At 63.0% G+C, this 26,654-nt stretch carries 22 protein-coding genes; 10 read left to right on the forward strand and 12 right to left on the reverse strand.

Features of this window, described 5'->3' with window-relative positions:
- Positions 1 to 42 precede the first annotated feature (42 nt).
- A complete protein-coding gene (locus PspR32_RS13645) occupies positions 43 to 504 on the forward strand; it encodes a GNAT family N-acetyltransferase (RefSeq protein ID WP_159388688.1) in 462 nt (153 codons plus the stop codon).
- A complete protein-coding gene (locus PspR32_RS13650) occupies positions 497 to 1,120 on the forward strand; it encodes an FMN-dependent NADH-azoreductase (RefSeq protein WP_010220120.1) in 624 nt (207 codons plus the stop codon). The genes PspR32_RS13645 and PspR32_RS13650 overlap by 8 nt, the downstream gene beginning before the upstream one ends.
- Before the next feature lie 36 nt (positions 1,121 to 1,156).
- Here PspR32_RS13650 and PspR32_RS13655 read toward each other — a convergent pair whose 3' ends face one another.
- The 9 genes from PspR32_RS13655 to PspR32_RS13695 form a co-directional block, all read right to left on the reverse strand.
- A complete protein-coding gene (locus PspR32_RS13655; RefSeq protein WP_010220121.1) occupies positions 1,157 to 1,600 on the reverse strand; it encodes a hypothetical protein in 444 nt (147 codons plus the stop codon).
- Positions 1,601 to 1,675: 75 nt separating this feature from the next.
- Positions 1,676 to 2,362: a hypothetical protein gene (locus PspR32_RS13660; protein WP_010220122.1), complete on the reverse strand. Its 687-nt coding sequence runs from the start codon at positions 2,360 to 2,362 to the stop codon at positions 1,676 to 1,678.
- A 178-nt stretch (positions 2,363 to 2,540) separates the two neighbouring features.
- A complete protein-coding gene (locus PspR32_RS13665) occupies positions 2,541 to 3,257 on the reverse strand; it encodes an aspartate/glutamate racemase family protein (protein WP_010220123.1) in 717 nt (238 codons plus the stop codon).
- A complete protein-coding gene (locus PspR32_RS13670) occupies positions 3,257 to 4,453 on the reverse strand; it encodes an S-methyl thiohydantoin desulfurase domain-containing protein (RefSeq protein WP_159388689.1) in 1,197 nt (398 codons plus the stop codon). The genes PspR32_RS13665 and PspR32_RS13670 overlap by 1 nt, the downstream gene beginning before the upstream one ends.
- A 45-nt stretch (positions 4,454 to 4,498) precedes the next feature.
- Complete coding sequence (locus PspR32_RS13675) at positions 4,499 to 6,757, reverse strand: sigma 54-interacting transcriptional regulator (RefSeq protein WP_159388690.1); 2,259 nt, start codon at positions 6,755 to 6,757, stop codon at positions 4,499 to 4,501.
- A 134-nt stretch (positions 6,758 to 6,891) separates the two neighbouring features.
- Positions 6,892 to 7,209, reverse strand: coding sequence for a DUF2388 domain-containing protein (locus PspR32_RS13680; RefSeq protein ID WP_010220126.1), 318 nt, complete (start codon positions 7,207 to 7,209; stop codon positions 6,892 to 6,894).
- A 102-nt stretch (positions 7,210 to 7,311) separates the two neighbouring features.
- Positions 7,312 to 8,328, reverse strand: coding sequence for a cytochrome d ubiquinol oxidase subunit II (gene cydB / locus PspR32_RS13685; protein WP_036997167.1), 1,017 nt, complete (start codon positions 8,326 to 8,328; stop codon positions 7,312 to 7,314).
- 14 nt (positions 8,329 to 8,342) lie between these two features.
- A complete protein-coding gene (locus PspR32_RS13690) occupies positions 8,343 to 9,719 on the reverse strand; it encodes a cytochrome ubiquinol oxidase subunit I (protein ID WP_159388691.1) in 1,377 nt (458 codons plus the stop codon).
- 98 nt (positions 9,720 to 9,817) lie between these two features.
- Positions 9,818 to 12,142, reverse strand: a complete 2,325-nt coding sequence (locus PspR32_RS13695) for an FdhF/YdeP family oxidoreductase (RefSeq protein ID WP_159388692.1) — start codon at positions 12,140 to 12,142, stop codon at positions 9,818 to 9,820.
- Between the two features lie 342 nt (positions 12,143 to 12,484).
- Between PspR32_RS13695 and moaA the strand changes: the two genes are divergently transcribed.
- The gene (gene moaA / locus PspR32_RS13700; RefSeq protein ID WP_159388693.1) at positions 12,485 to 13,489 is read left to right on the forward strand and encodes a GTP 3',8-cyclase MoaA; all 1,005 of its coding nucleotides are present in this window, start codon (positions 12,485 to 12,487) and stop codon (positions 13,487 to 13,489) included.
- Positions 13,490 to 13,495: 6 nt separating this feature from the next.
- The gene (locus PspR32_RS13705) at positions 13,496 to 14,395 is read left to right on the forward strand and encodes a bestrophin family protein (protein ID WP_159388694.1); all 900 of its coding nucleotides are present in this window, start codon (positions 13,496 to 13,498) and stop codon (positions 14,393 to 14,395) included.
- A gap of 78 nt (positions 14,396 to 14,473) precedes the next feature.
- Here PspR32_RS13705 and moaB read toward each other — a convergent pair whose 3' ends face one another.
- Positions 14,474 to 15,013, reverse strand: a complete 540-nt coding sequence (gene moaB, locus PspR32_RS13710; RefSeq protein WP_100783079.1) for a molybdenum cofactor biosynthesis protein B — start codon at positions 15,011 to 15,013, stop codon at positions 14,474 to 14,476.
- 226 nt (positions 15,014 to 15,239) lie between these two features.
- Here moaB and PspR32_RS13715 point away from each other — a divergent pair, with 226 nt between their 5' ends.
- The gene (locus PspR32_RS13715; RefSeq protein ID WP_010220134.1) at positions 15,240 to 16,139 is read left to right on the forward strand and encodes a LysR family transcriptional regulator; all 900 of its coding nucleotides are present in this window, start codon (positions 15,240 to 15,242) and stop codon (positions 16,137 to 16,139) included.
- Between the two features lie 54 nt (positions 16,140 to 16,193).
- On the opposite strand, the gene PspR32_RS13720 is transcribed toward PspR32_RS13715, so the two are convergent.
- Together PspR32_RS13720 and PspR32_RS13725 are read right to left on the reverse strand one after the other, a co-directional pair.
- Positions 16,194 to 16,643 (reverse strand): YMGG-like glycine zipper-containing protein, encoded by a 450-nt coding sequence (locus PspR32_RS13720; protein ID WP_159388695.1) that lies wholly within the window; start codon positions 16,641 to 16,643, stop codon positions 16,194 to 16,196.
- Positions 16,644 to 16,761: 118 nt separating this feature from the next.
- Positions 16,762 to 18,105, reverse strand: coding sequence for an HD domain-containing phosphohydrolase (locus PspR32_RS13725; RefSeq protein ID WP_100783080.1), 1,344 nt, complete (start codon positions 18,103 to 18,105; stop codon positions 16,762 to 16,764).
- Positions 18,106 to 18,314: 209 nt separating this feature from the next.
- Here PspR32_RS13725 and PspR32_RS13730 point away from each other — a divergent pair, with 209 nt between their 5' ends.
- Genes PspR32_RS13730 through PspR32_RS13750 form a run of 5 tightly spaced genes read left to right on the forward strand, consistent with a single transcriptional unit; the run spans position 18,315 to position 26,613 of the window.
- The gene (locus PspR32_RS13730; protein WP_159388696.1) at positions 18,315 to 20,564 is read left to right on the forward strand and encodes a putative bifunctional diguanylate cyclase/phosphodiesterase; all 2,250 of its coding nucleotides are present in this window, start codon (positions 18,315 to 18,317) and stop codon (positions 20,562 to 20,564) included.
- On the forward strand, positions 20,561 to 22,435 hold the full coding sequence (locus PspR32_RS13735) for a putative bifunctional diguanylate cyclase/phosphodiesterase (RefSeq protein WP_159388697.1): 1,875 nt from the start codon (positions 20,561 to 20,563) through the stop codon (positions 22,433 to 22,435). The genes PspR32_RS13730 and PspR32_RS13735 overlap by 4 nt, the downstream gene beginning before the upstream one ends.
- A gap of 10 nt (positions 22,436 to 22,445) precedes the next feature.
- On the forward strand, positions 22,446 to 23,405 hold the full coding sequence (locus PspR32_RS13740; protein WP_026001130.1) for a cytochrome-c peroxidase: 960 nt from the start codon (positions 22,446 to 22,448) through the stop codon (positions 23,403 to 23,405).
- The gene (locus PspR32_RS13745) at positions 23,402 to 25,243 is read left to right on the forward strand and encodes a DAHL domain-containing protein (protein WP_159388698.1); all 1,842 of its coding nucleotides are present in this window, start codon (positions 23,402 to 23,404) and stop codon (positions 25,241 to 25,243) included. Before PspR32_RS13740 ends, PspR32_RS13745 begins: the two co-directional genes overlap by 4 nt.
- A complete protein-coding gene (locus PspR32_RS13750; RefSeq protein WP_159388699.1) occupies positions 25,210 to 26,613 on the forward strand; it encodes an ATP-binding protein in 1,404 nt (467 codons plus the stop codon). Before PspR32_RS13745 ends, PspR32_RS13750 begins: the two co-directional genes overlap by 34 nt.
- Positions 26,614 to 26,654 lie beyond the last annotated feature (41 nt).

Here is a 26,654-nt window from a genome sequence, read left to right on the forward strand (position 1 = left end):
GCGGCCGTAAAGTAACGCCTCAAATTGATCAGGGAGATACCCGTGGGCGAACAGGCAACCATCCGATACCTGCAAGAAGGTGCCGAACAGCAGGCGGCATTCGAGCTCATGCGCGAGCTGCGGCCGCACCTGGTTGACGCAGACGCGTTCGCTCAGCAAGTCAGGCGCCAAGCGCAGCAAGGCTACAGGCTGCTCGGGGCTTTTTACGGTAAGCAGCTGCTAGGCCTGGCCGGTGTGCGGACCAGCGAAAACCTGCTCTATGGGCGCTTTACCTACGTCGACGATCTGGTCGTTGCCCCCGCAATGCGCGGCCTGCGCGTGGGCGCAGCCTTGCTCGATGCGGCACGCGCAGAGGGCCTGCGTTACGGCCATGCGTACCTGGTGCTGGATACCGGCTTGCATATGCCGTTGGCTCAGCGCTTCTACTATCGCGAGGGACTGCTGGCCAAAGGCATGCATTTCGTCCAGGCATTGCCCGCAGCCGAGGGGCAGCGCCATGGATAACCTGCTGCTGATCAATGCCAGCATGCGTGGCAGCGCCTCGATTGGCTTGCGCCTTGCCAGTGAAATGGTCGACTGTATCCGCCAACGGCACGCTCAGCTCAAGGTCACCCTGCGTGACCTGGCTGCAGCGCCACTGGCGCCACTGAGCGCGGGTTACGCGACTGCACTGACCCGGCTGACGCCTGCACACGACCCGGTATTTACCCACTCCGAGGTACTGGTCAGCGAGTTGGAACGGTGTGAGGTACTGCTGATCGCAACCCCCATGCATAACTTCAGCGTACCGGCAGCACTCAAGCTATGGATCGATCATGTGCTGCGAATCCACCGCACCTTCATTGCCGGCCCTGACGGCAAGGTCGGCCTGCTGGGGGATCGGCCAGTCTACGTGATCGTCAGTTCAGGTGGTTTTCATCGGGGAGCGCGGGCCCGCCAGCCGGATTTTCTCAGCCCCTACCTGCGCCATGTGCTCGGTACACTGGGCCTGCAGGATGTGCACTTCGTCTACCTGGAGGGCCTGGCCATCAATGAGCAAGCGGTGCTTGCCGCCACTACTCAGGCCAGGCTTGTGCTTGCAGGTCACCCGTTGTTTGCCGAGTTGGCCGCTCCGGCCTGAACCCTGCTTGAGCAGCATCCTGTAACTCACAGGGCCTCAGTGCTGGGTTGGGCCTTCGCGCCGGCGCACCGTCATCAGCCATTGGCCGGCCTGCCAGGCGGTACCGACAGCGACCAGCCCGGCCACCGCCCGCCAGTCGCGGAAAAACAGCCGCAGGGCGTTGATCGTCGGCGGTGCGTCGGCACTGCGGATAAACAGCCGGATCCGTGATGGCCGGCTGTTCGGGTCGACCGCCGCAAGCTCGGCGACACTGGGGCTGAGCGATTCCTGAATAATCAGGTACTGGTTCTGGCGCTGCTCCACGCGGGCTTTCACCCCTTCTTTCTTCAGGCTGTCGAGCAGCCCGCGAGCCACTTCGGCGGCCTGCAGGTCGACGGTTGCGACGAACTTCTCCAGTTGCGTGGGCGAGACACCCTTGTCGCTGGTGAAAGCCAGCGGGCCGTCTTGGGTCAGGGCTTGGGATTTAACAGCTTCGTTCATGATCAGCTCCTTGCAGAAATGGCAAACCGCACCCCGGGTGTGCCGCGCATGCGCGCAGCACACCGAGGGCAAGGCTTAGGCGCGCTCGAGCAGTTCGCCGGTGCGTTCCAGCTGGATGGCACGCAGGCGATTGACCACCTCGTAAGACACCGAGGACACCTGCGAATAGGCAACGCTCAACTTGATATTGGCACCGTCCATCCGGGCGGTGACGGTGGCGCAGTTCAACCCGGACGGGAACACCAGTTTCTGTGGGCCGACCACCACGTTGCTGCTGATCACTTCACCGAGCACCAGGTTATTGAACAACCCGAAGTAATAGGTCGGAGTGACCTGGAACTGAGCTGAGCCGCCACCGACGACATTGCGTTTGTACACCGCCCCCTGGCCGCTCATGCCGATGCCCAGGTTGGCGAGCTGGTTGGAGGCGTTACGAATCAGAATCGAGTCAGGCAAGGTGGATCCGCTGGCCAGACGCAATTGTTGCACGTTGTTTTCGAACACGCAGTCCCACACCGAGCCCAGGCTGGCGCCCAGGGTCTGGCTGGCCTTGTACACGCCAATCCCGCCGTTCTGTTTGTAGTTGGCGATGGCGACGTTGTAGTCAACCTCCCATTCCACGCCACTTTCACCCATCTGCGGCACAGTGGTCTGCTTCCAGGAAACACTCTCCAATCCGACCGATCCTGGCAGTTCCTGATACACCCCCATGGTCCAGGTTTCACTGGTGTTGTTATTGAAGTCCACGTAGTAGTTGGGCATGACACTCTCCATTGTCGTGTTGTATGCGGGCAGGTCGTCTGCCACGCCAGGAGAGAACAGCAGCATCTGTGCCAAGCTTCTAATGGCCGTAAAATCAATAGCTTGGCTGTATGCAACAAAAGAGGGTTGGCCGTTTTCGTCCATTGCGTCCCCGTGGCCGGGGACGCAATCGACCACCTCAGCCCAGGCTCGCCTTGCTGTAGCACAAACGGCTCGGGCGCAAGCCCATGCGCACCAGCGAAAGCAGGAAACTGAAGCCGCACTGGTTGGGGTCCAGTACCGGTACATAGCAGCCCAGGTCCTGCTCAAGCAGGCGCGACAGCCGTTCGGCGACGCCCATGAAACCGGTGCAGCCCAGCAACAACGCCTGCGCACCATCCTCGCGGACGGCCGCCAAGCCCGCCTCCAGTGCCTTGACCAGCACCACATCGACATCGCTCAAGCGCGCTACCGGGCAGTCGATGGCGCGGATCGAGGCAAAGTTGTTGCTCTGGCCGTAGGCGGCCACATGACCTTGCTGCAGGGCCAGGGTGCTCTGCAGGATGGTGATGATCGAGAACCGCTGGCAGAGCCCCAGTGCGGTGAACGCCGAGGTGGGGAAGCCGCCAATGATCGGGATGTCGATGACTTCCCTGGCCGCCTCCACCCCGCACATGTCGAAGTCGCTGAGCCAGATGCCGTCGAAGCCTTCCTGCTCCAGGCGCTGGGCCAGCGCTACCACTGCCGGGGCATTTTCACTCAGGTTCAAGCGGTTTTCGATGCTGGGGCTGCCCTGGTCGAGGTTGAACACCTGTACGCTGACATCCGCCGGTACCACCGGGGCGATGCAGGCCATCAGGGCCGTGTTGTAGGCGCTGCTGTTGACCGGTGCGAGCATGGCGATTCGCAGGCTCATCAGCGGACCTCCTGCAATTGCCCGATGCTGCGGTACGGGCCGGGGTAGCCCAGGCTTGCCAGCAACTGCTCGAAGCTCCAGAGGATCAACCCGCCAGGCACCCGCAACGGCGCCTCGGCCTGCCAGCCGAGCAGGCAGACAGGCCGCCCGCCGTAGTGCGCAGCGAGGCGGCCGTCATTGCCGACCAGGTCACCGTTGGAGGCCACCTGCGGGCCCGGGCCCGGGAAAAACCAGCTGATACTGTCCGGGGCCATGGCCAGCGGTTGCGGTTGGTGTCTGTCCCACAACAATAAGGACTCGTTCTCGTAGCACAGGCGCAGGCTGGCATCGGCGCTTTGCAGGTCGATGGTGCCGACATCAAAGCCGCCCATGGTGTTGGCCCCGGCGTGGTCGATACGCGCAGGCCCGCACAGCATCCGGGCCTGGATGCCGCAGCGCCTGGCAAGGAATGCCAGCAGTGCCTCGGTGCTGCCCAGCTCGCCGGCATGCAAGGCCCGGCCCAGGTCCAGGGCGCGGCTGAGGGTGGCGCGAATCGGCAATGCCCGGGGCAATTGCTCAGCGCTCATGACCCACAGCGCCAAGCCACCGAACTCGCCAAAGGCCGTCGAAGCGACGATCGGCCGCAGCATTTGCTCGGCGATCACACTGGCATCATCGTTGTAATCTGTAGCGTCAGTGGGTGGGGTTACGTTCAGTTCCACCTCAAGACCGTTGTGGCTGACCACGAAGGCCGGCCGCGGCGGCACCTGGACGGCGGCGAAGGTCAGCATCGGCAACGACGGCACTGCGCGTCCGGCACCGTCGGCATCGATCACCGCCAGGCCAAGCCGCGCAGCCGCCAGGCAGGCCACCAGAAAGCCCAGGGCACCGCTCTCGGGTGGCACCACATAAGCCAGCCTGCGACCCTCGCTGGCCAGGCGCCGGGCAATACTCTGCAACGCCTGGACCGGCCCAAGGGGGTAGCGGCAACCGGCGATGGCTTCCGGCGCCCCCATGTAGGCCAGTACGGCAGCGTCCCCCTCCCGCGCCTCCTCCACGCTGACCACTGTGACCCGGTTGGTGGGATAAAAATCACCGACCTTGAAGTACTCCAGCAAGTGCAAGGCCGAGGTGCGCGTGCCGCCACCACCACTACCGAAAAAGCAGCCACCATCGATCAACGCACGCATATCCTTGTGTTCCAGCTCGAAAGCCATGGTCTTGCTCCTGGTGTTGTCTATGGGTGAATCGCCGTAGAGGTTTCAGCGCCGCAGCCGTGCCAGCCAGTCACTGGCTTGCTGCGCCGGTGGGTAGCCGCAATCCGCCTCGATGCCGCGCAAGGCCCGCTCCAGGACCAGGGCGGCCTGTTCCGGGCGACCGTCGCGCTGCAACAGGCGGGTCAGTTCGAGGCCGGTGCGCAGGCGCGCCGGTACGCTGCCGAGGGTCAGGGTGGTGGACAATGCGTTGCGCAAAGTGCTTTCGGCCTCATCCTGCTCGCCGGCAGCCAGCAAGGCACGGCCCTTGAGCAGCATCAGCTCGCACAGGTAGGCACGCTCCTGATGGTCCTGGGCAAGGTCCAGGGCGTTGTTTGCCAGCGCCAGTGCTTCACGTACCCGTCCGGCCAGCAACAACACTTCTGCGCGCTTCCAGGCCTGGAACGCATGGAACAGCTGACCGCCGTTGCGCAGGACATGATGCTGATAGCCATCGGCGATGGCGCGCTCGCCTTCATCGTAGAAGCCTTCCAAGCCTTGGTGATAACCGCGCAGGATCTGCCCGACGCCCTGATAGAACGAGAACTCGTGACGCGCCGACAACTGCTCCAGCTCCCGCGCCAGGGTGCCCAGGGCTGGCTGCAAGCCCAGCACCGCCGCCAACCAGGCCGCGCCCTGCAAGGCCACGGCGCGGTTGAAGGCGTTGGCATCGGTCTGCCCGGCACGGGCCGTGAGTTGGGCCTGAGCATGGCGGGCTTGAGCGAAGCGGCCCAACTCGAAGGCCGACAGCCCCTCGAAGGTGATTGCCAGGCCAATCAGGTCCAGGCCCTGGGTCTGGGGCCAGTCCGGCTGGTATTCGCTGAGCAGCTCACCGCGGTTCAGGCAGGCCAGGCTTTCTTCGAAATCGCCCAGCCAGAACAACGTGTTGGCCATGGCCACATGGGCCTCGATGCGCAAGGCACCAAGGCCGGCCTGTTGCGCCCGCTGCAGCATGTCCTGGGCGGTAGCCCGTGCCTTGCCCAACTCCAGGCCCATCAACTGGGTGGTCCAGACACCGAACTGCACCGACGACAGCTCGTCTGAAGTGCCCTGTTCCGCCGCCAGGGCCAGGGCGCTACGGTAGCTGGCCTGGCTGGTAGCGCTGAGCCAGCCCTCGATGCTGCGAAAACTCACACCCAGCAAGCGGTGCAATTCGAACTGCAGGCGCCACAGGTCTTTGCAGTCGAAGACGTCACCTGCCACTTGCAAGCCTTTCTGCAATACCGGCAAGGCGCCACGGAAGTCGGCGTCTTCGATCAGCAGGCGGCCCTGGGCAAGGTAGCGCTCTACCGCCTGGCGCTTGTCTGCGCGCAATTTCTGGCGCCGCTCGATGACCTTGCGGTTGACCCCAAGCAACTGCGCGGCCGCGCTTTTATTACCCTTGCAACGCTGCAACGCATGTTCCACCAGCAGGTTCTCGGCGGCGGCCAGCTTGTCGTTGCCTTCCAGTTGCAGCAGTGCCTCGGCGAGGTTTGCCCATTTCTGCGGCGAGTGCTGCACAGGTTCGAGAAAGGCCTGCAGTGCGGCACAGTCGATCTCGGGGCTCTGGGCCAGGGCGCCGATACGATCGATGAGGTTACGCAGCTCGCGCACATTGCCAGGCCAGTCCCGTTGGCACAGCAGCGCCGTCGCCCTGGCGTCGAACGTCAGCGGGCGTGGCTGCAGGCTGCAGAAGTACTGGATCAGGCCGGGGATGTCTTCGCGCCGGGCGTCCAGGCTCGGCAGCTCAAGCTCGAACACGGCAAGGCGGTAGTAGAGGTCTTCGCGAAAGCGCTCCTCATGCACCAACGCCTTGAGGTCACGGTGGGTGGCGGCGATCACGCGCCCGGCGAAGTGGCGGTTTTCGCTACTGCCCAGCGGACGGTACTGGCGGGTTTCAAGCACACGCAACAACTTCGGTTGCAGGACCAGTGGCAGCTCGCCCACTTCATCGAGAAACAGCGTGCCCGCACCGGCCATCTGCAAGTGCCCTGCCCGCTCGCCAACAGCCCCGGTGAATGCCCCTCGCGCATGACCGAACAGCTCCGCTTCGAGCAGATACTCGGGGATCGCCCCGCAATTGAGGTCGATGAACGGCTTGCCTGGCGCACTCAGGCGATGCAGTCGCTGGGCGATGACTTCCTTGCCAGCCCCGGTGGGGCCACAGATCAGCACCGGCCGGTCGCTTGCAGCTACCCGCTCCATCAGTGCATGTAAAGCCTGCATGGCCGGCGACGGCCCCATCACGCCGTTGGCTTCGGCGCCCTGCTCCCTGCTGGATGCCCCCATCGGAATCCTTCCTGAAGTGGTATTGGCAGGGATAGAGGTATAGCAGAAGCGCAATGGCAGGTAGCCATTAGGCTTGGGGATTTAGACGTGCGGTGCGGCCACTGCCGTGGCGTGGCGCCGCACCCACAAGGGCTTTACTGCCCGGCGCCAAACGCGTCCTGCAGCAGGATCGCCCGGGCCAACGCTTCATCGCTGGCGTTGAGGTCCGGGTTCTGCGCGCGAATGCTCTGCAGCATCGACTCCAGATACACCCCGCGGATTGCACCGCCACTGGCGATGAACGACGACGCGTCGTCACGTGCCGGGATGATCCGTTTGTCATCCTTGAACGTTGAATACAGCGAAGCGGAAATCCCCGCCGAGGTGGCAACATCACCCGCGTCGACACGGGCCAGGGCCGAGCCGAAGGGCAGACAGAGCACAAGCGAGGAAACGAACAGTAAACGGCGCATGATGGTGCCTCCGGATAACGTGTACCTACCTCAACTAGGATTGCCGCAAGTAGCCTTGAGTTCCCTGGCCTGGTGCCCCGGTAAAAAAATTCACCATGGGCCTCAGTGATAGGCGTCGCCGACTTTCACCTTGCCGCGGAACACGTGGTAGCTCCAGAAGGTGTAAACCAGGATCACCGGGATGATGAACAGCGCGCCGATCAGGGCAAACAGCTGGCTGGACGGCGGCGAAGCGGCCTGCCAGAGGCTGACGCCGGGTGGCACGATGTTCGGCCAGATGCTGATTGCCAGGCCCAGGTAACCAAGAAACACCAGGGCCACGACGCCAATGAACGGCAGGTGCGAGTGACGTTTGCGCAGGGTCTTCTGGATCACCACCACTGCACCGACGGCCAGCACGGCAATCAGCAGCGAGCGCATCCAGTGGCTGCCGGCCAGCCAACGCTGGGCGATATCGGCGTGCAGCCACGCCGTCCAGGCGCAGATCAGCACAATCACCAACGCCAGCAGGTAAGTCAGCGGCCGGCTGTAATGGCGCATGCGCGACTCGAGCATGCCCTCGGTCTTGATCAGCAGCCAGGTGCTGCCGAGCAAGGCGTAGGTCAGCAGCAAGCCGACGCCGCACAGCAGCGGGAACGGCGCCAGCCAGTCCAGGGCGCCGCCAGCGAACTGGCGGTCGACCACCGGGATGCCACCGATATAGGTGCCGATCGCCACCCCTTGAAAAAAGGTGGCAACGATCGAGCCGCCAATGAACGCCTTGTCCCACAGGTGCCGCTTGTGCGCCTGGGCCTTGAAGCGGAACTCGAAGGCCACGCCGCGAAAGATCAGCCCGGCCAGCACCAGCACCAACGGCAGGTACAGCGCTTCGAGTATTACCGCATAGGCCAGCGGAAAGGCGCCGTACAACGCCGCGCCGCCGAGTATCAGCCAAGTTTCGTTGCCATCCCACACCGGGGCCACGGTGTTCATCATCACGTCACGCTCGCGGGAATCCTCAATGAGCGGAAAGAGGATGCCCAGGCCCAGGTCGAAGCCATCCATGATCACGTACATCATCAGCCCGAAGGCGATGATCACGCCCCAGATGATCGACAGGTCAATGCCTTGAATTGCCATGTTGAAACCCTCTCTCAATCAGCCGCAGACAGCGGTCTGCGCGCGGTGGCATCAACGGTGTGCAGCGCATCGGCGGCGTTCGGCCCCTTGCGCACCAGGCGCATCATGTAGCCGATGCCGACAGTGAACACCGAGAAGTAAATGACCACGAACAACGCCAGGGTCACGCTCATTTGCACGGCGCCGTGGTTGGAGGCCGCCTGGGTGGTGCGCAACAACCCGTACACCACCCAGGGCTGGCGGCCGATTTCAGTGGTGAACCAGCCGGCCAGCAAGGCGATCAGCCCGGACGGTCCCATCAGCAAGGCCAGCCACAAGAAGACCCGGTTGCGGTACAGCGCGCCGTTGCGGCGCAGCACCAGGGCAGCCACGGCGCACAGCAGCATCAACATCCCGAGCCCGGCCATGACCCGGAAGCTCCAGAAGATGATCGTCGAGTTGGGCCGGTCTTCCTTGGCAAAGCTCTTGAGCGCCGGGATCTGCTTGTCCAGGCTGTGAGTCAGGATCAGGCTGCCCAGGTACGGCACTTCGAGGCTGTAACGGGTGGTTTCGGCCTGCATGTCCGGCAGGCCGAACAGCACCAGCGGCGACGGCTCGCCGGGGGTGTTGTCCCAGTGGCCCTCAATGGCGGCGATTTTCGCCGGCTGGTGCTCCAGGGTGTTCAGGCCATGGGCATCGCCAACGGCAATCTGCACCGGCGTGGCCACCAGGATCATCCACATCGCCATCGACAGCATCGTGCGGATTTGCGGCGTGTTGTTGCCCCGCAGCAAATGCCAGGCCGCCGAGGCACCGACGAAGAACGCGGTGGAGAGGAACGCCGCCAGGGCCATGTGCATCAGCCGGTAGGGGAACGACGGGTTGAAGACGATCTTGAACCAGTCCACCGGCGCCACGCGGCCGTCGACGATCTCGATGCCTTGCGGGGTCTGCATCCAGCTGTTGGACGAGAGAATCCAGAACATCGAGATCAGCGTGCCGATCGCCACCATGATCGTCGCAAAAAAGTGCAGGCGCCGCCCTACCCGGTCCCAGCCAAACAGCATCACACCGAGAAAGCCCGCTTCGAGGAAGAACGCGGTGAGCACCTCGTAGGTGAGCAAGGGCCCGGTGATGCTCCCGGCAAAGTCGGAGAACCTCGCCCAGTTGGTGCCGAATTCATAGGCCATGACCAGGCCGGAGACTACGCCCATGCCGAAGTTGACCGCGAACAGCTTGGACCAGAAGTGATAGAGGTCCTTGTAGACCTGGTTATGGGTTTTCAGCCAGCAACCTTCGAGCACCGCCAGAAAGCTGGCCAGGCCGATGGTGATCGCCGGAAAGATGATGTGGAACGAGACCGTGAAGGCGAACTGAATCCGCGCCAGATCCAACGCATCCAGATTGAACATGACAGTATCCCGAGAAAGCGCCGGCCCACCTGCAACCGCCAGCGAATGGCGGCTGCAGGGTCCGGGTTTCAGTCAGTGAGTGGAAATCGAGTAAGGCGTCAGACGTGCGCTGAAGGAATCAGGTTGTCGGCGCTGGCTTTCTCGAGTTTGATCGCGATGAACTTCGAGGTCGGGGTGAAGGTGCGGTCGCCGTAGCTTTCCAGCGGTACCAGGGGGTTGGTCTCCGGATAGTAGGCCGCTGCCTGCCCTGGCGGGATGTCGTAGGCGACCAGGACAAAACCGCTGACCCGGCGCTCGCGGCCGTCTTCCCAGAGCGACACCAGGTCGACCTTGTCATTGGGCTTGAAGCCCAGGCGCTGGATGTCCTGCTCGTTGACGAAGACTACGTCACGCAGGCCGAACACCCCTCGGTAGCGGTCGTCGAGGCCGTACAGGGTGGTGTTGTACTGGTCGTGGGAGCGCAGGGTCTGCAGAATCAGGTCCGGCGTGTTGCCACGGGCCAGGACCTCTTCGTTGACCAGTTGCGCCGGCAATACGCTGGGGGTGAACTGCGCCTTGCCGCTTTGCGTGTGCCATTCGCGCAGCGCCGCGGTGTTGCCCAGGTGGAAGCCGCCGGGGTGCTGCAGGCGCGCGTTGAAGTCGGCAAAGCCGGGGATGACGTCGGCAATCAGGTCGCGGATGCGGCTGTAGTCGGCAACGGTCCACTCCCAGTCGATCGGTCGGTCACCGAGGGTCGCCTTGGCGATACCGGCGACGATCGACGGCTCCGAGCGCAGCAGCGGCGAACAGGGTTTGAGCTGGCCGTGGGAGATATGCACCATGCTGAAGGTGTCTTCGACGGTGATGCCTTGCGGCCCTTCGACCTGCACGTCGATTTCGGTACGGCCCAGGCACGGCAGGATCAGTGCATCGCGGCCAGTCACCAGGTGCGAGCGGTTGAGCTTGGTGGCGATGTGCGCGGTCAGTTCGCAGTTGCGCAGGGCGGCGTGGGTGCGCGGGGTATCCGGGGTGGCCTGGGCGAAGTTGCCGCCCAGGGCGATGAACACCTTGGCGCGCTGTTCTTCCATGGCCTGGATCGCCAGTACCGCATTGTGCCCGTGCAGGCGCGGGGCCTTGAAGGCGAAACGCGCTTCCAGGGCATCGAGCAGGCGTGCCGGTGGCTGCTCGTCGATACCCATGGTGCGGTCACCTTGCACGTTGCTGTGGCCGCGCACCGGCGACAGCCCGGCGCCAGGCTTGCCGACGTTGCCGCGCAGCAACTGCAGGTTGATGATCTCCTGCACGGTCGGCACCGAATGACGGTGCTGGGTCACGCCCATGGCCCAGCACATGATCACCCGCTCGGCGCGGCGGTACATGCGTGCGGCCAGCTCCAGCTCGGCCAGGTTCAGGCCCGACTGCTCGACGATGTGCGCCCAACGGGTGGCATCGACTTCGGCCAGGTAGGCGTCGAGCCCCGAGGTGTGCTCGGCGATGAAGGCATGGTCGAACACCGCGGGCTCGCCCTTGGCCTGGGCTTCGCGTTCCCATTGCAGCAGATACTTGGCGATGCCGCGCATCACCGCCATATCGCCGCCCAGGGCCGGGCGGAAGTACGCGGTGTTGGTCGGTTCCGAGCCGTTGCTGAGCATCTCGAACGGGTGTTGCGGGTGCTGGAAACGCTCCAGGCCACGCTCCTTGAGCGGGTTCAGGCAGATCACCTGGGCACCGCGTTTGACCGCCTCGCGCAGCGGTTCGAGCATGCGCGGGTGGTTGGTGCCAGGGTTCTGGCCGATGACGAAGATTGCATCGGCGTGCTCCAGGTCGTCGAACACCACGGTGCCCTTGCCGACTCCGAGGGTTTCCGTCATGCCGACACCGCTGGCCTCGTGGCACATGTTCGAGCAGTCCGGGAAGTTGTTGGTGCCATAGGCGCGGACGAACAACTGGTAGAGAAACGCCGCTTCGTTGCTGGCCCGGCCCGAGGTGTAGAACTCGGCCTGATCGGGGGATTCGAGCCCGTTCAGATGCTTGGCGATCAGGGCAAAAGCGTCTTCCCAGCTGGTTTCGACGTAGTGATCGGTGGCGGCGTCGTAGCGCATCGGGTGGGTCAGGCGGCCCTGGTACTCAAGCCAGTAGTCGCTTTGCCGGGCCAGCTCAGTGACGCTGTAGCGGGCAAAGAAATCCGGATCGACCAGGCGCCCGGTGGACTCCCAGTTGACCGCCTTGGCGCCGTTCTCGCAGAACTTGACCATGCCGCTTTCCGGCGACTCGCCCCAGGCACAGCCGGGGCAGTCGAAACCGCCGTTCTGGTTGGTCTTGAGCATCACCCGCAGGTTCTTGAAGGCGTTTTCACTGCCCAGCCAACTCTTGGTCACGCTTTTCAGCGCGCCCCAACCGGCGGCGGGGGCGTCATAGTTTTTTATATGTTCATCTTGGCTCATCAGGGCTTCCTCGCTTGGCACGCAGGGCATCTTTAACGTGTCGCCAACGCACAACGTGTTAATGACATCGTGGTTAATGACGAACTTCGTTTTCTCCCTTTTGAGCCTATTGAGCGTGGACTTTTGCGTCTAATCAAAAGAACTGACGGACTGATCAAAACCCTCTATCAGCGCGCCGAAAGCCCCTGGATACGGGGCTCTCAAGCCGCCGATAGATGAACCTTATCGTTTGGTCATTATTAGTGATTTGACCCACTTGCCCAGGCTATTTACCCTCGATAAACAGCAAAGAATTATTCCGCAAACAGCAACACTGCCGCGATATAAGAGGCCCTGCCCATCATGAGTGCAACCGGCAAACAACTGGTCGACGGCTACAGTCGTAAAATCGATTACCTGCGCATGTCGGTGACCGATCGCTGCGATTTTCGCTGCGTCTATTGCATGGCCGAAGACATGCAGTTCCTGCCGCGCCAGCGCATCCTCACCCTTGAGGAGCTGTACCAGGTCGCCGAACGCTTCGTCGCCATGGGCACGCGCAAGATCCGCCTGACCGGTGGCGAGCCGTTGGTGCGCGCCGGCATCGTCGGCCTGTGCGCACGCATTGCCGCCCTGCCCGGCCTGCGCGAGTTGTGCATGACCAGCAACGGCTCGCAGCTCACGCGCCTGGCCCAGCCGCTGTTCGATGCCGGCCTGTCGCGCCTGAACATCAGCCTCGACAGCCTCGATGCCCAGCGCTTCAAGGCCTTGACCCGCACCGGCGACCTGGCCCAGGTGATCGCCGGCATCGATGCCGCCCATGCCGCAGGCTTTCGCCGGACCAAGCTCAACTGCGTGGTGCTCAAGGGCCGTAACGATGATGAAGTGGTCGACCTGGTGCGCTTTGCCATCGACCGCCAACTGGACATTTCCTTTATCGAAGAAATGCCCCTGGGCGTGATCAACGAACACCAGCGCAGCGAGTCCTATTGCTCCAGCGACGAAGTGCGTGCGCGTATCGCCGAGCACTTCACCTTGCTCGAGTCGGCCGAATCGACCCAGGGCCCATCGCGTTACTGGCGCCTGGCCGAAGCCCCGGAGATCCGCATCGGCTTCATCTCGCCCCACAGCCACAATTTCTGCGGCACCTGCAACCGCGTACGCCTGACCGTCGAAGGGCGGCTGTTGCTGTGCCTGGGCAATGAACACTCCGCGGACCTCAAGCAGGTCCTGCGTGCCCACCCGGGCGATACCGAGCGCCTGGACAAGGCCATCCGCCAGGCCATTACCCTCAAGCCTTACAGCCACACCTTCGATATCAACGGTGAGGTGCAGATCCTGCGCTTCATGAACATGACTGGCGGCTAGACTCCGATGATCGTCCATCCCAAACCCAACCTGCTCAACGTCCTGGTGTCCCTCAAAGGCTCGATTGCCAAGCGTATTGCCCGGCGCAGCGTGATGGTCACCGCCCTGGCGTCACTGATCGTGCTGGTGGAGAACCTGCACCCGGCGTTCTTCGCCAAGGTCAACGCCACCCCCTTTACCTTGCTGGGTATTTCCCTGTCGATCTTCATGAGCTTTCGCAACAACGCCTGCTACGACCGCTGGTGGGAGGGGCGCAAGGCCTGGGGCGAGATGATCATCGAGGTGCGCTCGTTCATTCGCGAAAGCGTGGTGATTGCCGACCGCCAGACCCGCGATGGATTGCTGCTGGCGCTGTGTGGTTATGCCCATGCGCTCAATGCCAGGTTGCGTGGCGAAGATGAGTTGCACGCCGCGCGGCCCTGGGTTGCAGACGCGGGGAACCTGCCGCTGCACAACGTCAGCGACGGTATCCTCCAGGGCATCGGCAGGACCTGCTCGCAACTGGCCGAGCAACAGCAGATCAGCGAGTGGCGCTATGTCAACCTCGAGCAGCGCCTGCGCGGGTTGTCGCAAGCGCAGGCGGTGTGCGAGCGGATCAAGACCACGCCGCTGCCCTTCCCCTACACCTTGCTGCTGCACCGCACCATCTACATCTTTTGCATCCTGTTGCCATTCGCCATGGCCGAACCACTGGGTTGGCTGGCACCGATCTTCACCTTGATCGTCAGCTACACCTTCTTTGGCCTGGATGCGATCAGCGACGAGCTGGAAGACCCGTTCGGCCGTGACGAGAACGACCTGCCCACCGATGCCATGGTGCGTACGCTGGAGCGCGAGCTGCTGGGTGCAACCGGGCGCAAGGACCTGCCGCCGCCGCTGTTGCCGGTGGATTTTGTCTTGAGCTGAAGCGCCTCATCGCGGGGCAAGCCCGCTCCTACAGAATCAGTGCAAGACCTGTAGGAGCGGGCTTGCCCCGCGATCAGTTCACTGACGCGATTCGCACAGCGTGCCAGGCTTGAGGTGGGCGACGAAGTTGCAAGGGCGATGGCGGGCGTCCAGCTGTTCGGCGAGGATGCCTTCCCAGGCGGTGCGGCATGCGCCGGTGGAGCCCGGCAGGCAGCACACCAGGGTGCCGTTGGCAAGGCCGGCCAGGGCGCGGGTCTGTACGGTGGAGGTGCCGATGTCCAGGATCGACAAGGCGCGGAACAGCTCGCCAAAACCGTCGATGTGCTTGTCGAACAAACAGGCCACCGCCTCCGGGGTACTGTCGCGCCCGGTAAAACCGGTACCACCGGTAATCAGCACCACCTGCACGTCATCCTCGGCAATCCAGCCCGCCACCTGGGCGCGAATCTTGTACAGGTCATCCTTGAGCAACTCCCGCGCAACCAGGCGATGGCCCATCTCCATCGCGCGGCTGGCGAGCAGCTCGCCGGAGGTGTCAGTGTCGAAGCTGCGGGTGTCACTGACGGTCAGTACGGCGATATTCAACGGCACGAACGCCGCATCCAGTTTGATACTCATGCAAAGCCCCTTGGCAGCAGACAGGAAGTTGCGAGCAACGCTAGAGGCAAACACCAACAGCGTCCAATCGATAGATCCGACCGGCTTATCGAGTTGATCTATCGTCTATGCACAGCGCCGCTGATCAAGCGCCTCTATCACCCGGTCACTAATGCTCATTGGACGGCCCAGACCCTTTTGCTTTACCGTTTTGCCACCCGCCCCCACTGACTTGCCAGGCTGTGCCATGGATATCAAACAACTGAAGTTTCTCCTCGCCCTGGACCAGACCCGCCACTTCGGCCAGGCCGCAGCACTGTGCCACATCACCCAGCCGACACTGTCGATGCGCTTGCGCAACCTGGAGGACGAACTGAACCTTGTGCTGGTGACCCGAGGCCAGCGCTTTGAAGGCTTTACCGAGGCTGGCGAGCGCATCCTGGCCTGGGCCCGTACCCTGCTGGCCGCTTATGACGGCCTGCAGGCCGAAGCGGCCAGCTGCCGTGGGCAGATCGTCGGCAGCCTGCGCCTGGGCATGGTGCCGCTGTCGAGCTTCAACCCCATGCAGTTTCTCCAGCCCCTGGCCCAGCGCTATCCGGAGCTGCAGTTTCAGCTGTCGTCCTTGAGCTCGGAGCAGATCACCGATGGCCTGAGCCGCAACCAGCTGGACCTGGGCATCTGCTACCTGGACCAGATCAACAGTACCTACTTCGAGGTGATCGAGCTGGGCACCACGCGCATGGGTCTGCTGTATGACGTGCGCCATTTTCAGTTCGAGCAGGCTGAACTGCCCTGGGAAGCGGTCAGCGAAGTGCCCCTGGGGCTGTTGAGCAAGGGTATGCACTATCGCCAGTCGGTCGACCTGAGCTTTCGCAGCCGCGGCCTGCAGCCCCATGCGGTGCTGGAAAGCGACTCCAGTTATCAGCTGATCCAGGCGGCCTGCGCCGGCATGTGCTGCGCGATCATGCCGCTGGATTACGGCCTGGAAGGCTTGAGCGAGCACCTGCGCATCGTGCCGATCAGTGCTGCCAGTGTGCACGCACCGATCGGCTTGCTGCTGCGCCGAACCGAACCGCGTTCGGCGATTGCCGAGAAGTGCTTTGCCGAGGTTCAGTCACTGCTCAGCAGCGAATTGAAACCGGCGTAATCTTCGGCTGCCTGCCTACCGGTCAAAACCAGCAGACTAGCCGACCAGCGGCGCTTATGGCGTGACCTGATAACCCTTGCCCTGCAGGCAACTGGTGTAGGCCGAGGCACTGCTCGATGCAGTGCTGCGCCGGTCCTGACGACGCTCCTGACGCTGGCGCGCGCCACCCACCACAGCCCCGGCAGCAGCGGTCTCCTGCGCGCGGTTCTGCCGGTAGTCCTGCTTGACGTCATCGTCGACCCGGTCGTAGAGCTCGTCATGCTGACGGCCCCGCACCTCGGCGCCCGCCGCGCCGGCCGCGGCACCGACGGCAGCGCCGCGCACCCGGCCACCGACATGCGCCTCGGTGGTGGCCGAACTGGCCGCAATGTTATGGCAATCGTTGATATCGATCTGTACCTGCTCGGCGCTCTGGCCCTTGAGCGGCACCACGGTCTCGGCCCAGCCCTGGGCGCACACAGCCGACAAAGCCAGGCACAGGCCAACGGATGGCAACCTGTTCATGATGGACTCCGGGGTAGCGGGCAGTAGAAACAGTGTAGCCGCCTTGCGGGAGCGGCGGCGCGGCGCGAGGAGTGGCCCGGCACCCAGGAGTACATTTGTACTCCGGCGCATCAACCGTCTACCCCGCGACGACAGGCAGCGCCTGCTCTTCGGGGATTTTGACGAAAACACTGTACTTGCCGCCCTCCATCTCTTCGAAGGCAATCAGCTTTTCCACCAGCGCCTCGCTCAGCACTTTGCCGGCATTGAGCAGGAGCATGCCGTTATCCGCATTGAGATTGCGCGCCAGGACCATGCCGCCGGCCAGCTCTCGGGTGGTCATGACCTTGACCGACGGGTCGGCCAGGGTCACGTCACTGAGGAACTCGGCGCAGACCTTGACGAAATCCTCCACCAGCCCCGGGTCGTAGAGCTTGCCGGCGTATTTGCGGATGTACACCAGCGCTTCGTCGCTGTTCATGTGCCGCTCGAGGATCAAGCCGCGTTGCAGCTCGATGAAATCCACCGCCAGTTTCAACCAGCGCGCCCCCACTGGAATCGCTTCGCCCCTGAGGCGTGCGGGGAAGCCACTGCCATCCCAGCGCTCCTGATGGTGGAGGATGATTCGCGCCGCTTCCTTCATCGGTTCCAGGGTCATCACCAACGATTCGCTGTGTTTCGGGTAGGCCCGGTACAGGTCACGCTCGGCGTGCGGCAGCAGGTCTGCCGGGCAGGTCAGCATGCTGTCGTTCCAGCTCATCTTGCCAATGTTGTACAACGCCGCCGCCATGCTCAGGTCGCGGCTGCGACTTTCGTCCAGGCCGTGGCGGCGGCAGTACACGCGGATCAGTTCGATGACCTGGCGGTTGGTCTGCTTGGCCTTGGGCAGGCGCAGGTTGGCCAGCAGCGAAAACACTTCAGTGCCGGTGACATAGCTGCGCTTGAGCTCTTCGTAGGCCAGGTCGAGCATGTCGGCGGTTTGCTGCAGCTCTGCAGTCCGCGCCGCGACGCGCTGTTCGAGGCTGGCGTTGAGCGCCTTGAGTTGCTGGTTTTGCGCCTGGGTCAGCTGCTCCAGGCGCCACCGTTCGCTTTCCGAGTGCTGGTAGGCCAGGGCCTGGCGCAGGGTCACCAGGAGTTCTTCATCGTTCCAGGGTTTGCTGATGTAGCGGTGGATCTGACCGTCGTTGATCGCCTTGGCGATGGTATCCATGTCGGCATAACCGGTCAGCAGGATCCGCAAGGTCGCGGGAAAGCGCTGGTGGATGTGTGCCAGCAAGGTGGCGCCGTCCATGTTGGGCATGCGTGCATCGCTGATCACCAGGCTGACCGGGCGCTGTTCAAGCACTTCAAGGGCCTGGGCGCCGCTTTCGGCCAGCAACAGCTCGTAAGGCTGACTGCGCAGCAGGCGGCGCAAGCTGTTGAGAATCGAGGCTTCGTCGTCGACCAGCAGCACGCTGGGTCTATCCGCTAGGGGTTCTTCCATGATGCCGTCCTTGTACCGTGGGCAAGCGCAACAACGCCTCAGCACAGGCTAGATGACATTTGCCGAAACGGTCGACCTTTGTGTCCGGGCTCGCGCGCCGGCATTTGCCTGACTATGCTGGCCCTGAAGGCATTCATAAGCATTGCTACCAGGGAGGGTTGCCCGATGCACGTCTACTTGCCGGTTACGCGCGCCGTCGGAGCGTTGCGATGAGCCAGCCATTGACCGACATCAATCGCAGGATCCTGATCGTCGACGATACGCCGTCAATTCATGAGGACTTTCGCAAGATCCTCGGCGGCGGCTCCAGCGCCTTCGATGCACTGGGGGAAACCGAATACGCCCTGTTCGGCGCCACGCCGACGGCGCCGGCCCAGCCCTTCGTCCTCGACTCAGCCTTCCAGGGTGAGCAGGCGCTGGCCAAGGTCGAGGCGGCCCTGGACGCCCAGGCGCCTTATGCCATGGCCTTCATCGATATGCGCATGCCGCCTGGCTGGGACGGGCTGCAGACCGTCGCACGGCTCTGGCAAGTCGATCCCAAATTGCAAGTCGCACTCTGCACCGCCTATTCCGACTATTCATGGGAAGACATCGCCGGCCAGCTTGATCTGGGCGACCGCCTGCTGATCCTGAAAAAGCCTTTCGATGCCATCGAGATCCGGCAGATGGCCAGCGCCCTCACGGTCAAATGGCAGATGACCGAACAGGCTGAACTCAAGACCGAACGCTTGGAGCAGGCGGTCGAAGCGCGCACCCGGGAGCTGGCCGATGCCAACATCATCGTGCAGAACAGCCCGACCATTCTTTACCGGCTCAGGGGCGAGCCGCCATTCGCCCTGATGTACATCTCGCACAACATCACCAAGTTCGGTCACTCGGCAACCCAGCTGGTCGGCAGTGCGGATTGGGCCAGCACCCTGGTGCATGCCGATGACCTGGGCAAGCTCGACGAGGCCATGGTGCGGGTACTGGACCGTGATGCTGCCGCAGCCTCCATCGAGTTTCGCCTGCGCACCGCCGATGGCGGCCTGCGCTGGGTCGAGAACCGCTACATCCCGGTACGCAACGCCCAGGGCCAACTGGTGGAAATCGAGGGCATCATCCTCGACATCACCGAGCGCCGCCTGGCCGAAGAGAACCTCGCCCTGATGGCCCGCACTGACGGCCTCACCGGCCTTGCCAACCGGGCCACACTGATTGAGCGCCTGCACCAGGCGTTTGCCGCCGCCAGACGAGGGGCAGCGCCATTTGCGATGTTCTACCTGGACCTGGATCATTTCAAACGGATCAACGACACCCTGGGCCATCCGATCGGTGACCTGTTACTGCAGGAAGCGGCACGACGCATCAGCGCCTGCACCCGCGAGAACGATGTGGTTGCCCGCCTCGGTGGCGACGAGTTCGCCATTGTGCAACTGGACGTGGACGAGCCGACCCACTGCGCCGCCCTGGCCGGCAAGGTCCGCGATGCCCTCACCCAGCCCTACCAGCTGGACAACAATGCCGTGCGCCTGTCGACCAGCATCGGCATCAGCCTGTACAGCCACCAGTGCCTGAGCGCCGATAGTTTACTGGCACAAGCGGACATGGCCTTGTACCGGGCCAAGGAAAAAGGCCGCAACCAGTTCCAGTTCCATAGCGAAGAGATCACCCGCGAAGTCACCGAGCGGGTCACCCTGGCCAACGACCTGAAACAGGCGCTGGAGCGCGATGAACTGCAGTTGCAGTTCCTGCCGGAGGTCGACCTGAGTAATGGCAAGGTGCTCGGTATGGCCGCCCGGGTGCGCTGGCTGCACCCCGAGCGCGGCTGGCTGGCACCCGAGGTGTTCATGCCGGCGGCCGAAACAACCGGCGTCAGCATTGCCCTTGGCCATTGGCTGCTGGACCAGGCGTGTCGGCAGATGCGCCAGTGGCATGACCTGGGTATCGCGCCACCGTTGATCGCCTTGAAGGTCTCGTTGACCCAGCTCAAGTCTGGCGCCGACCTGATCTACGACGTATTGCGCACCACCGCTCGCTGGAGCCTCTGCCCCTGGGAGTTGCGCTTTGACGTCACCGAGGCGACCTTGGCGCAAACCAAATGGACCCACAACGATATTCTCCCCCGGCTTTGCGAACTGGGGGTGACGATCGCCATCGACAATTTTGGCAGCGAGTATTCCTCGTTCGACTACCTCAAGACCTACCGGGTCAACCATCTCAAGCTGGCGCCGCAATTGCTCGACAGTGCCAGCAACGACCCTGATTGCGCGCAGACGTTACGCGCCATCATCAACTTTGCCCGTGACGTCGGCATCGGCATCATCACCGACCGGCAAGCCTTGCCGCAGGTGCCTGATGGCCTCGGTAGCGAGCCTGCCCAACCGCTCGGCCATACCTTGAGCCAGTGCCTCGACAGCGCCCAGGCACTGGCGCTGCTGAAACTCGACAGCGCGCAACTGATGCAGGTAAAGCGATGAACCCGCTCAGCCAACCGGCCAACCGGCGAATCCTGATCATTGACGATACCCCGGCAATCCATCAGGACTTTCGCAAGATCCTCAGCCCCGAACCGATGGGCGTTGATTCGCTGGAAGATACCACGGCGCTGCTGTTCGGCTCACCTGCCCGGCAACGCCTGAACTTCGAACTCGATTCCGCTTACCAGGGCGAAGAAGCGCTGAAGCTGGTCACCCGCGCACGCGCGCAAGGCCGGCCCTACGCCATGGCATTCGCCGATATGCGCATGCCGCCCGGCTGGGATGGCTTGCAAACCGTCAAGGCCTTGTGGAAGGCCGACCCGCACCTGCAGATTGCGCTGTGCACTGCCTTCTCGGACTACTCCTGGGACGAGCTGGCCGAGCACATCGAGTTCGGCGACCAGTTGCTGATTCTGAAAAAGCCCTTCGACAGCCTGGAAATCCGCCAGATGGCCAATGCCCTGAGCTGGAAGTGGCAACTGGCCCAGGACGCCACGCGCAAGCTGCATGATCTGCAACGCACCGTCGAGGAGCGGGTGCAGGAGCTGTTGCAGGTGTCCCGCCTGCTGCACTACGACGCGCTTACCGGTCTGCCCAACAGCACCCTGCTCGGCGACCGCCTGACCCAGCATCTGTTGCAGGCGCGTCGTCACGAGCGCAAGGCCGCGGTGATGTTCCTCGGCATGGACCGTTTCAAGCGAATCAACAACGCCCTTGGCCATCCGGTCGGCGATGAAGTACTCAAGCAGGTCGCTGCCCGGCTGACCAGCAGCGTACGCGAATCGGACTCGGTGTTCCGCTACGGCGCCGATGAATTCGTGGTCATCCTCAGCGACATCGTGCATCCGCAGCAGCCCCAGGGTGTTGCCGAAAAGCTCCTGGCCTCGATCAGCCTGCCCCATGCCCTGGCGGGCCATGACCTTACGGTGACCGCGAGCATGGGTATCAGCCTTTATCCCGATGACGGCAGCGACCCGGTGATGCTGATCAAGAAAGCCGAGACCGCGATGCGCAACGTCAAGGACAACGGCCCCAACGATTTCAACTTTTTCATCGACGACATGAACCTGCGCGCCCGCCGCCAGCAGTCACTGGAAAGCGGCCTGCGCCTGGCCCTCAAGCGCGATGAGTTTGTTCTGCATTATCAACCCAAGGTGGACTTGCGTCGCGGCACCATCGTCGGTGCCGAGGCGCTGATACGCTGGCAACGCCCTGGCCACGGCTGGGTGTACCCCGACGATTTCATTCCGGTGGCCGAAGACTGCGGCCTGATCATTGCCCTCAGCCAGTGGGTGCTACGCCGGGCCTGTGCCCAGGCACGCGCATGGCAAGCGCAAGCCATGGCGCCACTGAGTGTTTCCGTGAACGTCTCGGCCATCGACTTTCGCCAGCGCGGCTTTGTCGACAACCTCGCCGAGGTCCTCAACGACAGCGGCCTCGAGCCAGCGCTGCTCGAGCTGGAAATCACCGAAAGCGTGTTGATGCACAACGTCGATGCCACGGTCGTCACCCTGCAGGCGATCAAGCAACTGGGGGTGCGCCTGGCCATCGATGACTTTGGTACCGGTTACTCCAGCCTCAGCTACCTGCAGAAATTTCCCGTCGATGTGTTGAAGATCGACAAGTCCTTTGTCCGCGAGATGGGCAGCGACAACAACGATGCGCGGCTGGTCAGCAGCATCATCAGCCTGGGCAAGAACCTGAACCTGAACGTTATCGCCGAAGGGATCGAAACCGCCGAGCAACTGCGGCTTCTTAAAGCCCAGGACTGCGAGCAAGGCCAGGGCTACCTCTTCAGCAAACCGCTCGACCCTGTAGCGTTTTCCCGCTTGCTGCTCACCGCCGGACAGCGCATCGAACCCCACGACTGAGAGCACATGGATGGCACACTTGCTCCCCTTGCTGGTATTGGCAACAACCCTTGGCAGCAGCGCCACGAGCCTGGCACAAAGCGTTGGCGGCCCACTCATGCCACTGCCGGTGCTACCGCAGGTGGCCGCCGAACGAGTCGAGTTGGGCCGCAAGCTGTTCTTCGATCCCCGTTTGTCGAGCAACAACGACTTGTCCTGCGCCAGTTGCCATCAACTCGACCACGGCGGCGCCGACCGTTTGCCGCACTCGCTCGGCGTCGATGGCAAACCCTTGCCGGTCAACACGCCCAGCGTGTTCAACGCCGCGCTGAATTTTCGCCAGTTCTGGGATGGCCGCGCGCAAACCCTGGAGCAGCAAGCGCACCTGGTGGTGCAAAGCCCGACTGAAATGGGCAGCGACTGGACGACAGTGGTGCAACGCATTGCCGCCGACCCGCAGTACCGCAGCAGCTTTGCCCAGGCCTACAGCGATGGCGTCAGCGAGCACAGCATCCAGAATGCCCTGGCCACCTTCCAGCGCACCTTGCTGACCCCCGGCTCGCGCTTCGACCGCTACCTGCAAGGCAACACCGAGATCCTCACAACCGAGGAAAAATACGGTTATCAGCGCTTTCAGGAGTACGGCTGCATCGCCTGCCACCAAGGGGTGAACATCGGCGGCAACATGTTCCAGAAGTTCGGTGTGCTGGGTGACTACTTCAAAGACCGCGGCAACCCGACCGAGGCGGACCTGGGGCGCTACAACGTCACTGGCGAGGAGGACGACCGGCATGTGTTCAAAGTGCCCAGCCTGCGCAATGTCGCGGTCACCGCACCGTACTTTCATGACGGCTCGGCGGCGACCCTGGAAGCGGCGGTCGATGTCATGTTCCGCTACCAGCTCGGGCGCACGCCAAGCGCCGAAGACAAGGCGCTGATTGTCCAGTTCCTCAAGACCCTGACCGGTGAATGGGAGGGCAAGCCATTATGAAACTGACCCACCGACGCGGTTTGCTCCTGCTGGGCGTCAGTGCGGCGCTGCTGGCCTCGGTCCTGGTGTACCTGTACTTCATGTCCAGGGCCGACGAAACACAAAACTACGCCCAGGCGCGCGACCTTGTCCGGCAGATCAAGCAGTACAACTCCCAATGGGAAAACGAGATCCTCAAGGCGCGCATCACCATCAGCCACAACTATGATCCGCTGGTGTCGCCGCTGGTGGAGATGACGCGCTTGTGGCAAGCGTTCGAGACCGCAGAGGCCCTGCATGGCCAAAGCGACACACCCGCCTGGCGCACAGCCCATGCCGATTACCGGGATGCGCTGGCGCAGAAGTCCCGGCTGGTGGAGCAGTTCAAGTCGCATAACGCCGTGCTGCGCAATTCCCTGGCCTTCTTGCCGACCGCCGAAGATGGTATCCAGGCCCAGCTGGGGCAGCTTGCCGATGCCGACAAACTGCGCCTGCACAACATCGCCACCGACACCTACGACCTGATGCTCAGCAGCCTCGAATTCGCCCAGATGACCACCGACGACAAGGCCGCCGACATACTGGTCGGGCTGAACAAGCTGGCCATCAACAAAGACCGCCTGCCCATCGAGTTCCACGCCCCCATCGATACCCTCAGCAACCACATCGCCTTGATCCTTCGCGAGCAACCCAGGGTCAACCAGTTGCTTGAACAGATCGAGGCGGTGCCGGTGGCGGTACGCCTGGACGACATCACCTTGATGCTCGATCGCGACGAGCGCGCCGTGGCCCTGGTCGACCAGCAGTACCATTTCTACCTGCTGGTGTTCTCCACCCTGCTGGTCCTGCTGCTGATCTACATGGCCATACGCCTGATGCGCAGCTTTAGCGAGATCAACCGGGTCAACCGCGCCCTGCTCAGTGCCAACGACGAGCTTGAGCAACGGGTCGAGGAGCGCACCCGCCAGCTCAAGGACACCCAGAGCGAACTGCTCGATACCGCACGCCAGGCCGGCATGGCGGAAATCGCCACCAACGTTCTGCATAACGTCGGCAACGTGCTCAACAGCGTGAATATTTCCGCCGACCTGGTGACCCGAAAGCTGCGCACCAGCAAGGCCCTGGGCCTGGGTAAGGCCATGCAGCTGATCAATGAGCACCCCGACGACCTGGGGCGTTTCCTCAGTGAAGACGCCAAAGGCAAAATGCTCCCTGGCTACCTCAACCAGCTGGTCGAGGCGATCAGCCTTGAACAGAAGGAAATGGCCGACGAGCTGACCCAGTTGAGCAAGAGCGTCGATCACATCAAGGACATCGTCGCCACCCAGCAATCCTATGCCGGGGCCAGCACGTTGCTGGAGCCGCTGGAGGTCAGCACATTGCTCGAAGACGCCCTGCGCATGAACGCCGGCGCCCTCACCCGCCACCACGTCACGGTGCTCAAGGAATACGACGAGGTGCCGCGGATCATGGGGGACAAACACCGCCTGCTGCTGATTCTGATCAACCTGATCAGCAACGCCAAGTACGCCATGTCGGACGTGTGCAACCACGCCCGCAACATGACCCTGGGGGTAAAACGGCTCGATGACGACACGCTGCAGATCAGCGTCACCGACGAAGGCGAAGGCATCGCCCCGGAAAACATCACGCGGATCTTTGCCCACGGTTTTACCACCCGTAAGGAAGGCCACGGCTTCGGCTTGCACAGCTGCGCCCTGGCCGCGGTGGAAATGAACGGCCATCTGCTTGCCTACAGCGACGGGCCTGGCAAGGGTGCGCGCTTCGTCCTGCAAATCCCGTTGATAATCGCCGAAGGTGAATCATGTCCGAGCCCTGCAACCGGCGCATCCTGCTGATCGATGACACGCCGGCGATCCATGACGATTTTCGCAAGATCCTGGCGCCGCAATCCGCCGTCAACGCCGACCTCGATGCCCTGGAAAGCGCCCTGTTCGGCGAAACGCCCAAGACCGCCGCCACCGTGTTCGAACTCGATTCGGCCTACGGCGGCGAGGAAGGCCTGGGCAAACTGCTCGAGGCAGCGAGCCGTCAGCGCCCCTACGCCCTGGCCTTCGTCGACATGCGCATGCCCGATGGCTGGGATGGCGCGCAGACCATTGAAGCGCTGTGGCAGCACGACCCGTTGCTGCAGGTGGTGGTGTGCACGGCCTACTCGGACTATTCCTGGGATGAACTGCTCGACCGTCTGAACGGCCATGACCGCCTGCTGATCCTGAAGAAGCCGTTCGACAACATCGAAGTCTTGCAGATGGCCAACACCCTCACCACCAAATGGGAAATGACCGCCCGTGCCCAGTTGCAGATGAACGAACTGGAACAGCGCGTCGAGCAGCGCACCCTGGCCCTGACCCAGGCCAGCGCCGCCCTGCAGCGCGAGATCGACGAGCGCAAGCTGCTGGAAAGCCAGCTGGTGCAATCGGAAAAGCTCGCGTCGCTGGGCCAGTTGGCTGCAGGAGTCGCCCATGAGGTCAACAACCCGATCGGCTTCGTCTCGTCCAATCTAGGTGCACTGGACGAGTATTTCAGCCGCTTGCAGGGCATGCTCAAGGCCTACCGCGAGGCGGAAACGGCCATCGACCCGACAACACTCAGCGCGGACCTGGCAGAACTGCGCACCGAGATCGAACTGGACTACATCCTCGATGACATCCCGCTGCTGATCCGCGAGTCCAAGGACGGTATCAGCCGAGTCGGACGAATCGTCAAAGACCTCAAGGACTTCTCCAGGGTGGACTCGAACCATGACTGGCAATGGGCCAACCTGCAGCAGGGGATCGACTCGACCCTGAACATCGTTGCCAGCGAATTGAAGTACAAGGCCGATGTGATCAAAGACTATGGGGTAATGCCGGAGGTCGAGTGCCTGCCCTCGCAAATCAACCAGGTGATCATGAACCTGGTGGTCAACGCCGCCCAGGCCATAGGCCCGGAGCGCGGCACCATCACCTTGCGTACCGGCTGCGATGGCGAGCAGGTGTGGATCGAAGTGGCCGACACCGGCAGTGGCATTGCCGCCGACAGCCTGCAAAAGATCTTCGACCCTTTCTACACCACCAAACCTGTGGGCCAGGGGACGGGGCTGGGCCTGTCGTTGTCGTACGGGATCATCAAGCGCCATCGAGGGGAAATCCGCGTGCACAGCGAGCTCGGTGCCGGCACTACATTCAGGATCGAGCTGCCAATACGTCAGGCGCGGGCGGCCTAGTTCTGCAGCACTGGCCTCATCGCGGGTCAAGCCCGCTCCTA

Source organism: Pseudomonas sp. R32 (genome assembly GCF_009866705.1).
GTDB lineage: Bacteria > Pseudomonadota > Gammaproteobacteria > Pseudomonadales > Pseudomonadaceae > Aquipseudomonas > Aquipseudomonas donghuensis.